The 11,963-nt window shown below is 52.5% G+C and carries 13 protein-coding genes, 1 tRNA gene and 1 pseudogene; 6 read left to right on the top strand and 9 right to left on the bottom strand.

Translation table 11 applies throughout. The annotated features are described in order from the left end of the window. Window positions 1–57: 57 nt before the first annotated feature. The 4 genes from cydC to AT687_RS09260 are packed head-to-tail and all read right to left on the bottom strand — an operon-like array spanning window position 58 to window position 5,663. The gene (gene cydC / locus AT687_RS09275; RefSeq protein WP_014319301.1) at window positions 58–1,605 is read right to left on the bottom strand and encodes a thiol reductant ABC exporter subunit CydC; all 1,548 of its coding nucleotides are present in this window, start codon (window positions 1,603–1,605) and stop codon (window positions 58–60) included. Next, window positions 1,602–3,173 carry an ABC transporter ATP-binding protein/permease gene (locus AT687_RS09270; protein ID WP_014319300.1) on the bottom strand — a complete coding sequence of 524 codons (1,572 nt, stop codon included), beginning with the start codon at window positions 3,171–3,173 and terminating at the stop codon, window positions 1,602–1,604. The genes cydC and AT687_RS09270 overlap by 4 nt, the downstream gene beginning before the upstream one ends. Beyond that, a complete protein-coding gene (gene cydB / locus AT687_RS09265; protein WP_014302292.1) occupies window positions 3,170–4,144 on the bottom strand; it encodes a cytochrome d ubiquinol oxidase subunit II in 975 nt (324 codons plus the stop codon). The genes AT687_RS09270 and cydB overlap by 4 nt, the downstream gene beginning before the upstream one ends. Before the next feature lie 7 nt (window positions 4,145–4,151). Next, complete coding sequence (locus AT687_RS09260) at window positions 4,152–5,663, bottom strand: cytochrome ubiquinol oxidase subunit I (protein ID WP_178386003.1); 1,512 nt, start codon at window positions 5,661–5,663, stop codon at window positions 4,152–4,154. A gap of 516 nt (window positions 5,664–6,179) precedes the next feature. Between AT687_RS09260 and AT687_RS09255 the strand changes: the two genes are divergently transcribed. The 4 genes and pseudogenes from AT687_RS09255 to AT687_RS13530 all read left to right on the top strand — a co-directional run bounded on the left by AT687_RS09255 (window position 6,180) and on the right by AT687_RS13530 (window position 7,709). Then, window positions 6,180–6,252, top strand: a tRNA-Lys gene (locus AT687_RS09255). 120 nt (window positions 6,253–6,372) lie between these two features. Beyond that, window positions 6,373–6,522 carry a hypothetical protein gene (locus AT687_RS13540; RefSeq protein ID WP_014319299.1) on the top strand — a complete coding sequence of 50 codons (150 nt, stop codon included), beginning with the start codon at window positions 6,373–6,375 and terminating at the stop codon, window positions 6,520–6,522. A gap of 99 nt (window positions 6,523–6,621) precedes the next feature. Next, window positions 6,622–6,681 (top strand): annotated as a pseudogene (locus AT687_RS13535) (terminase gpP N-terminus-related DNA-binding protein); the annotation flags it as partial. Between the two features lie 254 nt (window positions 6,682–6,935). Then, complete coding sequence (locus AT687_RS13530; RefSeq protein ID WP_227889291.1) at window positions 6,936–7,709, top strand: IS3 family transposase; 774 nt, start codon at window positions 6,936–6,938, stop codon at window positions 7,707–7,709. A gap of 77 nt (window positions 7,710–7,786) precedes the next feature. On the opposite strand, the gene AT687_RS09245 is transcribed toward AT687_RS13530, so the two are convergent. After that, on the bottom strand, window positions 7,787–8,119 hold the full coding sequence (locus AT687_RS09245) for a relaxase domain-containing protein (RefSeq protein ID WP_041734996.1): 333 nt from the start codon (window positions 8,117–8,119) through the stop codon (window positions 7,787–7,789). 72 nt (window positions 8,120–8,191) lie between these two features. Here AT687_RS09245 and AT687_RS12455 point away from each other — a divergent pair, with 72 nt between their 5' ends. Next, a complete protein-coding gene (locus AT687_RS12455; RefSeq protein WP_014307250.1) occupies window positions 8,192–8,395 on the top strand; it encodes a hypothetical protein in 204 nt (67 codons plus the stop codon). 261 nt (window positions 8,396–8,656) lie between these two features. Here the strand turns inward: AT687_RS12455 and AT687_RS09240 are convergent, their stop codons facing one another. From AT687_RS09240 to AT687_RS09230, 4 genes are all read right to left on the bottom strand, one after another. Next, on the bottom strand, window positions 8,657–9,628 hold the full coding sequence (locus tag AT687_RS09240; protein WP_021335171.1) for a sporulation-delaying protein SdpB family protein: 972 nt from the start codon (window positions 9,626–9,628) through the stop codon (window positions 8,657–8,659). After that, window positions 9,603–10,046 (bottom strand): SdpA family antimicrobial peptide system protein, encoded by a 444-nt coding sequence (locus tag AT687_RS13520; RefSeq protein WP_074513135.1) that lies wholly within the window; start codon window positions 10,044–10,046, stop codon window positions 9,603–9,605. The genes AT687_RS09240 and AT687_RS13520 overlap by 26 nt, the downstream gene beginning before the upstream one ends. 150 nt (window positions 10,047–10,196) lie before the next feature. Further along, the gene (locus AT687_RS09235) at window positions 10,197–10,892 is read right to left on the bottom strand and encodes a sporulation delaying protein family toxin (RefSeq protein WP_014319295.1); all 696 of its coding nucleotides are present in this window, start codon (window positions 10,890–10,892) and stop codon (window positions 10,197–10,199) included. A 32-nt stretch (window positions 10,893–10,924) separates the two neighbouring features. Beyond that, window positions 10,925–11,272 carry an SdpI family protein gene (locus AT687_RS09230; protein WP_014319294.1) on the bottom strand — a complete coding sequence of 116 codons (348 nt, stop codon included), beginning with the start codon at window positions 11,270–11,272 and terminating at the stop codon, window positions 10,925–10,927. Window positions 11,273–11,607: 335 nt separating this feature from the next. Between AT687_RS09230 and AT687_RS12450 the strand changes: the two genes are divergently transcribed. Further along, the gene (locus tag AT687_RS12450; RefSeq protein WP_154703316.1) at window positions 11,608–11,766 is read left to right on the top strand and encodes a hypothetical protein; all 159 of its coding nucleotides are present in this window, start codon (window positions 11,608–11,610) and stop codon (window positions 11,764–11,766) included. The last annotated feature ends 197 nt before the right edge of the window (window positions 11,767–11,963 follow it).

The following is an 11,963-nucleotide window of genomic DNA, read 5'->3' as shown; positions in this document are numbered from 1 at the left end:
TGGCACTGACACAGATAATGTGAAAGGTGCCGACCCATTCGTTGTTATTTCATGCCCTTACTGCATATGCGTGACTACGATGACGCTGCGCTGGGGGAGCGCGCCAGGTAGGGGCTCATGTAACAGCATGTGGAGGAGGCGCCGGCCGTCGGCGTCGTCAATGTGGGCGGTAGGTTCGTCGAGAAGCACAATCGGTGCAGTCGAACACAGTGCGCGGGTGAGGAGCAAACGTCGTCGCTGACCGCTAGAAATTGACTCCGCACCATCACTAAGAATGGTGTCTAGGCCGTCGTGGGCATCGAGCCAAGGCCCTAGACCTACAGCGCGCGCGGTGGAATACATGAGTTCGTCTGCGGCGTTGGGGCACGCCACGAGGATGTTCTCACGAATGCTTGTGGCAAAGATGTAACCGTCTTCAGAAAACAGCCGCGTCCATGTTCGCAGACTATGTGTGTCTGTGTGTCCTGCGATTGTGACCGATCCGGATACCACGGGGCTAAGCCCTGCGATGGTACGCAATAGGGTGGTTTTACCGCAGCCGCTCGGGCCTCGAATCACATGGCGTTGCCCAAACTCCACATCAAAGTTCCATGTGTTGTCGCCCCAAGCGCAGGTCAAATCTTCTACGCGTAGCGCGGGGCCTTCGGTAGCGTTGGCGATGCCTGGGGCTGGAATCTCGACTGCCTGCTCTATAAAAGCTGTGATGCGCTGTGCCGCTTTGGTGCCGATCACATGATGTGTTGCGGCTTCTACCAGCGGCGCGTGGGATTCGAATGCAGACATGGCGAGGAGAACGAGCATGCCTAGCCACATGGGCGATCCTTGGTAAAAGTGCAGTCCTAGCCCTGTGATGAGCAAGAGTGTGCAACCTGAAACCGCGACCACGGTGGCGTCGATAGCCGCGAGGCGCTTGAGCCTATGGGCACTGGCTGTCGCCATATTCTGCGAATCTGCCACCACGCGGGCGTTTCTGCGATCCCCCAGCCCTGCTGCCTGAAACTCCACGCGGTGATTTAGCACTGCGTCCAAAGACTCATCCAGCTGATCTCGTGCCGCAGCCTCCGCAGTATGAATGGCCTGCCAACGATCTGAACCCACCCAGCGCGGGATCACCACGCCGGTGAACAACAATCCGAGCGCCAACACCAATCCCGCGAAAGGCAGCAAGCACACAGCTCCCGCAACGGCGAGCACACTGAGTGCCACAGCCACCCCACGAGGTACGATGCTGCGCACGATAAGGTCAGTGACACGTTGCGCGTCGGCACCCAGTGCGCGTTGCGCTTGCGTATCGGAAACGTGGCCTTGAGAAACCGCCGCTTGGAATACCTGGACGCGCAAGCTGCTCAGCGCAGACAGCGCATAGCGGTGGGTCACAATGCGATCAACGTAGCGCATGACGGAACGCGATAATCCTAAAGCTCGCACAGCAGTAATCGCAACGGCCAAATCAAGGATTGGTGGCGCCTGCCATGCGCGGGTAATGAGCCACCCAGAAAGCACCATCAGCCCAAGCGAACTCAGCAACGTCAGCGAGGCGATAGCAATCGCGCCGGCAAGGGCACGGCGGGAAACATGCTGAAATAACAAGTCGGTGGGTTTCATAGGACGATCACCTGGTCGGCGTAGGCGCGATTAGCAAGGTCGTGGGTCGCTACGATCACTGTGGCACCGTCGCGGGCAAGGCTGCGGATGTACTCCCACATTTTCCTCGCAGTTTCAGGGTCCACGTGGGCGGTGGGTTCGTCGAAAAGATATACGGCGCATTCCTGCGAACAGGTGCGTGCGAAAGCCAATCGTTCTATTTGCCCACTCGATAGGCCCTCGCCTTGGTAAGTCACGGTGCGCGAAAGCGGAATATCGAATCCGATTGTGCGCAACAACGCTCCAGCGGTGTCGCGGTCACGCGGCCCCAACAAGGAGAGGTTGTCAGCCAGCGTTCCCGTGCACAGGGCAGGGCGCGCCGGGAGGTATCCGATGCTGTGCGGCGCAGCAATCGTGCCTTCGTAATTGATCATGCCCATGATGGCGAGCAGCGTTGTGGATTTTCCACAACCATTGCTGCCGATGAGGGCCGTCACCTCGCCTGGGCGGGCTTGAAAACTTAGATTGTGTGGGCGGATGCCGTCACGGCCATGCACACTGAGCTTATCGACGCTCACCTCACCGTCCGAAACAACCGTGGCGGTTTTCAGCGGTGCAACGTTGGCAGTTTGCGGTGTGGACTCGATAAGGTCCAGGGCGGTTTCTACTGCTGTCATGCCATCGGCCGATGAATGATAAGCGGTGCCTACTGCCCGTAGCGGGTTATACACCTCGGGTGCCAAGATTAATGCGATAAGACCCGCGTGGAGCGTCATCGAGGAATCAACCAAGCGCACGCCGATGCTTACGGCAACAAGCGCTACCGAAAGAGTGGCCACAAATTCCAGAGCAAAAGATGACAGGAAAGCCAAGCGCAGAACCGACATCGTTGCAGCGGCGTGCCGACGCCCACTGCTGTGTACTTGTGATTGTGCTGCAGACGTATCGCCGATTTCTTGGAGCGTGCGAGCACCGCGCAACAAATCAATGATGTGGCGGTCCAACACTTGGGCTCGATGGAGGCGTTGTTGTGTTTGATCTCGTGTGAGCGTGCCGATCAAAATCATAAAAATAGGGATCAACACCAGCGTTGCTGCTGCGAGCAGAGCAGAGCGGACGTCGATAAGCGCGATGACGGCCAGCACAATCGGCGTAGAAATCCCCGAGGACAAAGCCGCCGGAATATATGCCGATAAATACGGGCGTAGCCCCTCAACACTTTCCGGCCCCGCCCCCAACACCACCTTCCATCGACTGCTGTTTTCCTGCACCACCCTAGGATCCGTAGCATTCAGCGCCGTTAACGTGTGGGAACGTACATCTGTAATAACAGGGCCAGCACCTGTTGCAGACCACCAGCGCTGCACCCATGCCATCGCACTCACACCGACAACACTGATCACCAACACCGCAGCCCATGCTCCAACATGAGGCATAGGATCCGGCCAGTGCTCAATAGTGCCCGCGACCAAAAACCCCACAGAAAGGCCGCGCCCCACGACGAACGCCACGGACGCTACTTGAATAACAGCAGCAATCACAATGAACGTTCGCGCGGGGCGAATCAACGTTAAAAACCGGATGTTCACACGCGCACTCGTTGCCTAAAGACCCAGTACGTCCAGCCCTGGTACAGAAGCACCAGTGGTGTGACCAGCACAGCAGCCCACGTCATCATGGTGAGCGTGTACTGCGAAGAAGACGCATTGTAAATGGTCAAGCTGGTGCCGTCGGCAAGCGTGGTGGGCATCAAGTTCGGGAACAACGATCCAAACAACACCGCTGCGACGCAAAGAATAACCACCGAGGTTGCCGCAAATGCCCAACCATCACGATTACCACGAATGCCTAGCGCCGCAACGACCAAGCCAACCACTGCGATAACCAACGGTGCCCACGTCCAGCCACGACCATGTGCGAGCTGAGTCCACACCAAAAACACTGCGCCCACAACTGCCGCCGGAATAAACAACCGACCAGCCAAGGAACCCATGACCGTAATCTCAGTCTTAAGCTTGAGGAACAGCGCACCATGCAGCAAGAACACCAGCACAAACGCCACGCCGCCGAGCAAACCAAACGGGTTGAGCAAAGCGATAAGCCCAGTCAGGCTGGAATCAATGTGGAACGAAGAATCGATAGCCACACCATGAACAACATTGGCAAACGCCACACCCCACAACAAAGCGGGAACCCAGCTACCGATACCTATGCCGATGTCGCAACGATCACGCCACACATCAGTGTCAACCTTGCCGCGCCACTCCAAAGCAACGCCGCGCAGAATCAATCCGATCAAAATAAGGAACAACGGCAGGTAGAAACCCGAAAACATGGTGGCATACCACTCAGGGAAAGCCGCAAAAAGTGCTCCACCTGCAGTAATGAGCCACACTTCATTGCCATCCCACACAGGTCCAATGGCTTTAATCGCAGCGGTACGCTCCTGCTTGCTCAAAAACGGCAGCAACATACCCACACCGAAGTCAAAGCCTTCGAGGACAAAGTAACCAGCGAATAGAACCGCAACTAACACAAACCACACTGTTTGAAGATCCATGATCGTGTTACTCCTTACCTTCCGTAGCATGAGCGCCGAGGTGCAACAGATCATCGGCAGGGGATTCGTCGTGATCGCTACTATGAGGACCATAGCCAAGCATGCTTGAAGAATCCTCGCTGGCTCCGGCCACAACCTTCTTCTTCATCAGCCAGAACCACACGCAGGCAAGCGCTCCATACACCAAGGTGAAACCAATCAGAGAAGTCCAGACCACCCAGGTCGGGTGCGAGGAAACACCAAAGTCAACGATCAAATGAATGAGATCTTCGCCGTCAGGGCTGCCGGGGGTAGCCTCCGGATTAGGAGCGACGATCCACGGCTGGCGACCCATTTCGGTAAAGATCCAACCAGCGGAGTTAGCTAAGAACGGGAACGGCACAGCGATAAGAGCTGCGGTACCCAACCAGCGCAGTTGCGGGATGCGACCCTTGCGAGTCATCCATAAACCAACAATCGCCAACACTACCGACGCCGCCATCAGGCCGATCATTGCGCGGAACGACCAGTAGGTGACAAACAAGTTTGGAACGTAGTTGCCAGGACCGTACAAAGCCTCGTACTTTTCCTGCAGCTGATTAACACCCTCTAGGGTGACGCCACTGAGCTTGTTTTGCGACAAAATACTGAGCACGCCCGGCACGTCGATCAGGTGCTTTACGGACTCGCAGTTATTGTGCGTACCTACCGAGAGCACCGAGAACGAAGGATCGAGCTCTGTCTCGCACAGTGATTCCGCAGCGGCCATCTTCATGGGCTGCTGAACAAACATCAGCTTGCCTTGGATATCACCGGTGAGCGACAATCCCGCCACACTAGCCAACGTGGTCCATGCACCCAGCCGGAAGTTCTTACGCCAAAACGCAGCATCCTCTGTCCGCTGTGCCAGACGCTCACGAATCATCCACCACCCAGCGATACCAGCAACAAAGGTGCCGCCGGTGAGCAGGGAACCGGTTACCGCATGCGGCCATGCAGCCAAAGCGGTGGGGTTGGCCAAAAGCTTGCCTAACGACACGAGCTCGGCACGACCCGTTTCGGGGTTAAACCGTGCACCGACGGGGTGCTGCATAAACGAGTTGGCCACGATGATGAAGTAAGCCGACACGTTGACAGCGATCGCGACTAACCAAATCGACGCCAAGTGGACTGCCTTGGGGAGGCGACCCCAACCAAAAATCCACAATCCTAGGAATGTGGACTCGATGAAGAAGGCAATCAAACCTTCGAGCGCAAGAGGTGCGCCGAATACGTCTCCCACAAAGCGGGAGTACTCGCTCCAGTTCATGCCAAATTGGAACTCTTGAACAATGCCAGTGACTACGCCCATGGCGAAGTTCACGAGAAAAAGTGTGCCAAAGAACTTTGTAGAACGAAGCCACATGTCTTTCTTGGTAATAAACCAAGCAGTTTGCATCGCTGCGACGATCGGAGCCAAGCCGATTGTCAGCGGTACGAAAAGAAAGTGGTACACAGTCGTAATACCGAACTGCCACCGTGAAACATCCACTAAGTCCATCAGAGGAGAACTTTCTGCGATCATTCGAGGTCACCATGATGGCATGCACACGACACGAGGGGATGCCGGCTTGGCGGCCATTCGTACCTCCTGCACGCCCATGGGGACCCACACCCAAACCAACGTGAGGTGCGTAAGTATATAGTCGGTTGTTTTCTTAGAAAGTTCCTAAAAAGAGGCATAGATAACATTTCTGCTACACGTCAAAAAGTGTGCAAAAGAAGGGGATTGTCCTAAAAAGGCACTGTAGAGTGGGGTTATATTAAAGTTTTTCATTTCTGCCCACTGTGGACGGCTACCCCTTTTAGGAGTCCATCTTTTCTTAAGGTTGCGGGGGTGTTGTGTCGCTTTAGGCTCGTGATCTGAGCGGGTAAATCTGGACTCTGGAGGGGGCGGGTGGAGCTGTATTGTCGCTAAAATTGGTGAGTGTGACGTGCGGATTAGGTGCCTTTGGAAAAACGCGGTACAATGCTCCTCGTGCTATTCAATAAGCGTAACGCTTAAAGAATATGCTTTGGGCCTTTAGCTCAGCTGGTAGAGCTACGGACTTTTAATCCGCAGGTCCCGGGTTCGAGCCCCGGAGGGCCCACAAATAAAACAGGTCAGGCGTTTAAAGCGTCTGGCCTGTTTTGTATCTTTTGGATCGTAGCCCAGGTTAAGGGCTTAAGGGACAAAAGGGGATGCGGACGGAATCTTGGATGATTCCATAATGAACCGCTCATACACCAAGGAGCAGCGACGCAGAGCTCTGCAGGTTTACAAGCACACTCAATCGGTGACCAAGACCGTCCGTGACCTTGGTTATCCAGGGCGATGGACGCTGTACAAATGGTTGCGTGAACCCGCCAAACCTGGTTGACCCCGCAAACAGTCAAAAACATTGACCCGCTACCCGTTTGAGGTCAAGCTTCGTGCTGTTGAGCTCTTCAACGCTGGTTGGAGGCCAGCTGACATTGCTGTGGAATGCGAGCTGCGCTCAAAGATGAGTGTCTATTCTTGGGCACAACGCCACCGTGAAGAGGGAAAATGGGGTTTGATGTCGAAAAGAGAACGCAAAGAGCACACTCGCATGCCCACCCGAGCAGCATTCGAGAAATCATTAGCCGATGATCCTGCAGAACTGAAAAAGCAAATGGCTCAACTGTTCGTTGACAAGGCTGTTTTGGAAAAGGAGCTGGAACTTGTAAAAAAGACGTCAGCGTCATCCCCGGGTCAGCTCAGCAATAAGCACAAGGCTGAAGTGGTTGACGCGTTACGCGGCGAGTTTCCGTTATATATGCTGCTATTGATCTTGCGGCATCAAGCTTCTACTACCAACTCCAACAGCGATTTGTTCCGGGTAAGCACGCGCATATCCGCGAAATGCTTCATGAGATTAGTTCTGAGTCGAATAACACCTACGGCTATCGCCGACTTTGGTGGGAACTGCGCCATCGCGGGATCGTTATCAGTGAGAAGGTCGTTCGCCGTCTCATGTACGAAGAGGGAATTCGTCCCTGGTTCCCGAAACGAAAGTGGCGTTACTCCAGCTATCAAGGGGAAATTTCTCCCGCACCACCTAACCTGGTGAACCGCAATTTTCATGCTGAGCATCCACATTGGTTGTGGCTGACTGATATCAGTGTTTTCGCTACTAACCAAGGTCTGGTGTACCTGTCTGCCATCATCGACTGTTTTGACGGGAAGGTCGTGGCAGCAAAAACAAGTGTTCATCCCACCATGGAGTTAGCAGAAGAAACTTTGTACGCAGCAATCGCAACCGAAAAGCCTGCAATGGATGGCTTTTTGGTGATTCATTCAGACCGCGGAGCACATTATCGAGGCAGCAGTTGGCGAAGTATGACCGAGGAGTTCGGAATACTTCGCTCGATGTCGAAGAAAGGTTGTAGCCCCGACAATGCAGCATGCGAGGGGTTCTTCGGCCGAATGAAAAACGAAATGTACTACGGCAGAACCTGGCAGAACCCCCAAGAACTCAAAAAGCAATCGCGACATACATTGTGTTCTACAACGATCACCGAATCAAGATCAGCCTCGATGGTTTGAGCATTGCCGAATACCGAAAAGTCAATGTAGCGTCAGATTGAAAGTGTCTAAAAAACGTCCGCATCCCCTTTTGACCCTTACCCCGCACAAAAGGTCAGATCGAACCCCAGCACTCCGCTCTCTTTCGGTGCGCGACCGAGTTTCAACCTGCTCGGCGCGAGCGCCTTATTGAACCAAGTTCGCACCGCATCGCCGCGAACTTCCGCACCAACTTCGACACCAAGTTGTGCACAAACCCGCTCACTTTTTACTCGCTCACGCGCCACAACCCACGCCTGCGCGGGCTTCATTTCATCCTCGGAGTAGTACCCATCCGGGCCAAGCGCGGCGGAATTCTCAACCGAATTCTGATCGACAGTGCTCTCGTAATAGGCCACGGAATCGCCGTGCAGCTTCGCAATCGTCAACACGCCCCGCAGTCCACCTTCCACCGTTCCAGCCCCGCACTCGGCAGGGTCTGAACAGATTACTGCAAATGTACCATGACATTCTCCTTGCTCGGAGCAGATAAGCGCCACTGGGTAGTGATATCGCAGGGGCATGGCCGAGATGCAGATCTTTTTGCACGCAATATTTTCTGCCCGACCCTCATCGCCTGGGAGCGGGATAAGTCGGGGCGACATGTTGCTCACAACAGTGCTACGAGTAGTCAGCTTTGCAACGTAGTATCGGTGGATCTCCTATAAGTAGGAATATTTCTCGACAGACCAACTTAAGCGTTGCAGGGAAGTCGAGGATGGTTGCGTCTGCTAGTGGGATGCTCAGGCGAAAACCAAGGACTAGAAAGCTACTTTCGCAGGGTTCTAGGCGCTGCCAGCGAGGGGAATATGGTGAACTATGTTACAGGTAGACCAAGGGGCGTTATTAGCGGAGAAAGAAGAGACCGCATTAGCCACCACCAAGCCCGGGTCTTCCAAGGTCAGGCGATGCTGGCCCTGTTCAGACTGTTAGCTCGGAATATTTACTGCGGAACGAATTTCGGAATCCGATTGGGGAGAGCTCTTTGGATTTCCCTTGCACCAGAGCCTAGATTGGATTCCACCTACATCAGAATTTGCTACTAAGACTATCCCTACCATTATTGTTGCAAATGAGACGATCCCAATGAGCAGAGCAATTCCAATGTGAAAGACAATGCACGCTATCACAGCAATGCTTCTCAACCTTTTGCTGCCAAAAATGAAGATCAGGGATACGGAAGCTTCAAAAAGGATTGTCCCCCAAGTGAATATGATAGTGACTAGTGAAAACTGAACCATGAAATCAATGGGCTTCTCTAACCAGCTGGAAACTCCGAACATTTCACTTTTGGTCACATAATAGAAAGCAGCTCCAGTTTGCCATTCTTCGGGAAACAACTTGGCCACTGCTGCATTTAGATATATATATGATACTTGGAAGCGGAGGCACCATGCTGCAGCTACACCAATTCCGGATCTGAACCCCAAAAATGAATCTTGCGCCTTCACAGCATGCCAATGGTTCAACCTTCTATCTGATAGTCCGAGAAGGACGAGTGCCATCGTTGCAGGGATCGCAACAAAATCGCCACCGTCCGGCACTGTGATGAAACCTGATAAGCATATTGTGATGTAGAAATGAACTAAAGAAATTATAAATGGGAAATACCCGACTATTACGATGAATAGGATGAATGCGAACACATAACTGACCGTCTGTTCGTTCCCATTCCATATGCAATAGGCGTTGATGGCTCTTATTCCCTGGCACCGACTCTCATCGGCAAGGACACTATCGGGGGAGAGTCTACTGGCAGGAGTGAATATCAAGACTGTGATCTGAGCAGCCGCGATAAGGCTTCGGCCGGCCCCTTGAAGGGGGCTCCAGTACCAGAATGAATCGAGTAATTTGTTGCGGAGAGTAGAACTCTCTTTATTGCTCGCACTTGACGGTAACATGCTGGTATGCCTCAGCGGTTCGCCTTTCGTTTGAAAAATCTTGATATGACCAAATTGTTGGCTTAGTGTGGAGGAAAATAAGCTCTCCACACATCGTCTTGTCTTTTGCGCTGTTTTGAGCTGATACGTGTGGGGGATCTTTGCTAGCTTCGACTAGACACTCATGAATTGATACGCTGTTACAGTTTTCCCAATCATTCTGTTGGACGATTTCAGCTATTTCAGGCCCTTGACTACGTTGGCTCCGTGAAAGTCCGAAGAAATTTGATGGTGAAGAATTCGGGAAGGAATCTATCCTCGATGCGCTTTCAGAACCATCGATACTATATACCCTGTACTCTCCGTCCTGTTGGGGCTTGACAAAAAACCCATGACTGGGGAAGGTAAGAGGCAAAAAACGTCCTGGCTTCTCCTCCATCTCGAATGCTTAAAACATTACTGGGCAGCGTGAAAAAAATACCGACAAGCATCAGACTGGTTAGAACAAAGAGCGTTGACCAGAAAGATGCGTAGAAACGGTAAGTTATTCGAATTTCCTCGCTGCGATTGGTTTTCATTGGCGAATCAATTAGGCAAGAGCGCGAGCGAAGCGCGCTGTAATTTCTTGACGCTCGAACTCAGACATTCCATTTGGGCTTGCTTCATCATCCTCGAGATAGACCGCAAGGGTAACTACGGCTCCGGCGGCAACGGCAAGGGTCGCTACTGCAACATTCGCATAGACGAGACCGCTGGCGAGTACTACGACCACAGCAGCACCGCAAGCGGTTTTCCCACAGAAATCGAAGGTAGTCATGTCTGGTTGCGTTTCCATTGCTACTAAACGTCCGCTTTGTTCAAGGTATTGAACGAAGTCATCCGAGAACTGCTTTAGCCCTTGCTCCACTTTGGCCGGATCGCCTGATGTTAGCGACTGCTTAATCTCCGGGAAGCTATCGCTATACGTGAGATACTCATTGATTAGTAGATCGAGAGCCTCTTCGTCTGTATGCGGCTTGTTCGGATCGAAATTCATCGATTTTAGAAGCTCTGGATTATCATCAGCGATCGGGCCTTGTCCTGCCAAAAGGAAATAGAGCAAATCTTTGTCCGAATGCTTGGCGAACGTCTCTGCACTATCTGCAACATGAGGAATTCCATCGTTACTAGTTTGGGTTTCTGTGACTGCGATTGACGTTGAAGTTCCAACTATTGCAATCGTGGAGGCCGCAATCGTAGCTAATCTTGCAGAGGTCTTCGTACGGAGGAACGGTTTGATGGTCATTTTGCAAACTTTCTATGTCTTGGAAACATTTGTTAGCTTGCTGCTTTATGTGCAAGAATTCCTTGGATGATCAGAATGGGGACGAGGGAACCAATAGTCACTGCAATGATGGTTGCATAGTAAGTTTCCGTCATTTCTCCTGATATCAAAAGCGTGATGCCGCCAATGAAGAAGATGATGGAAATCAAAGCAGTTCCCATCCAGGTCTTCTGGTGGGCCTTTTTCCACGCCGCATCGGACTGCATGGTGCTTATTAAGCGGATTCCTACGATAGAGTTCCGCGCCAGGGTGCCGCTCTTGCTTCGCACTGCAATAACACCAAACAGGAGTGCACACAACAAGGTGAAAACCCCGGTGACAATCGGTATCCATAGCGACATTCTGGCCTTTTCCCTAATCTATTGGTTTTGCGATTCTTGCCATTGAATTGCGAAACGGTGTCACGCTTCTTTAAAGAAGCGCCTGCCTCAAGGAGGGGAGTTAATCGCAGTCAATGGATAAAAAGAACGAATGACTTGCGAGTCCCGATAACAATTGACAAAGCGACGAGTTGGATAAATTTATCCGTGGCATATGTCAGATTATCGTGCCTCTCCTGTGTGGAGCCACTTATTCCCCCTTATTGGGTAATCCCTCGCTCCGGACGGTGTGGGGAGGTACTTTTCTGAAGGTTTCTAGCTTTCTGAATCAGTTGACGAGCCAGGGGCAAATATGGATGACGAGACCAGCGGGAGCCCAACACCTCGGTATTGGCGAGCCTACCGGTGCCGTACCAATGGAGGAAGCTAATGCTACTGGGGTGAACATTGTGGATATGACCACAAATGTAAGGGAGGCTCCTACCAACTTAGTCTTTTTCGTGATGAATCCTTAGAGTTGTGAATCTGCGTAGATTCCATACTTACAGAATGTGAAATAACGCATCCGCATTGTAAAGGATACATTTATCTCATAGTTTGCCAATAAAATAAACAATTATGCGTCATCGGTCTTATCTGAAGCAGAGAACAATGCCGACGACCGCAGCACCTCACTTCAAGGAGGGGCCGATCAAATTCCGAACTACCGTGC

Source organism: Corynebacterium diphtheriae, from assembly GCF_001457455.1.
GTDB classification, from domain to species: domain Bacteria; phylum Actinomycetota; class Actinomycetes; order Mycobacteriales; family Mycobacteriaceae; genus Corynebacterium; species Corynebacterium diphtheriae.
Note: the sequence above shows the minus strand (reverse complement) of the source record. Positions and strands in the feature narration are given on the sequence as shown.

Coding starts and splice junctions, on each gene's coding strand:
- cydC (WP_014319301.1), bottom strand. CDS start 1,605: ATGAAACCCACCGACTTGTTATTTCAGCATGTTTCCCGCCGTGCCCTT.
- cydB (WP_014302292.1), bottom strand. CDS start 4,144: ATGGATCTTCAAACAGTGTGGTTTGTGTTAGTTGCGGTTCTATTCGCT.
- AT687_RS09260 (WP_178386003.1), bottom strand. CDS start 5,663: ATGGACTTAGTGGATGTTTCACGGTGGCAGTTCGGTATTACGACTGTG.
- AT687_RS13540 (WP_014319299.1), top strand. CDS start 6,373: ATGAACCGCTCATACACCAAGGAGCAGCGACGCAGAGCTCTGCAGGTT.
- AT687_RS12455 (WP_014307250.1), top strand. CDS start 8,192: ATGACATTCTCCTTGCTCGGAGCAGATAAGCGCCACTGGGTAGTGATA.
- AT687_RS09240 (WP_021335171.1), bottom strand. CDS start 9,628: ATGTTACCGTCAAGTGCGAGCAATAAAGAGAGTTCTACTCTCCGCAAC.
- AT687_RS13520 (WP_074513135.1), bottom strand. CDS start 10,046: ATGGAGGAGAAGCCAGGACGTTTTTTGCCTCTTACCTTCCCCAGTCAT.
- AT687_RS09235 (WP_014319295.1), bottom strand. CDS start 10,892: ATGACCATCAAACCGTTCCTCCGTACGAAGACCTCTGCAAGATTAGCT.
- AT687_RS09230 (WP_014319294.1), bottom strand. CDS start 11,272: ATGTCGCTATGGATACCGATTGTCACCGGGGTTTTCACCTTGTTGTGT.
- AT687_RS12450 (WP_154703316.1), top strand. CDS start 11,608: ATGACGAGACCAGCGGGAGCCCAACACCTCGGTATTGGCGAGCCTACC.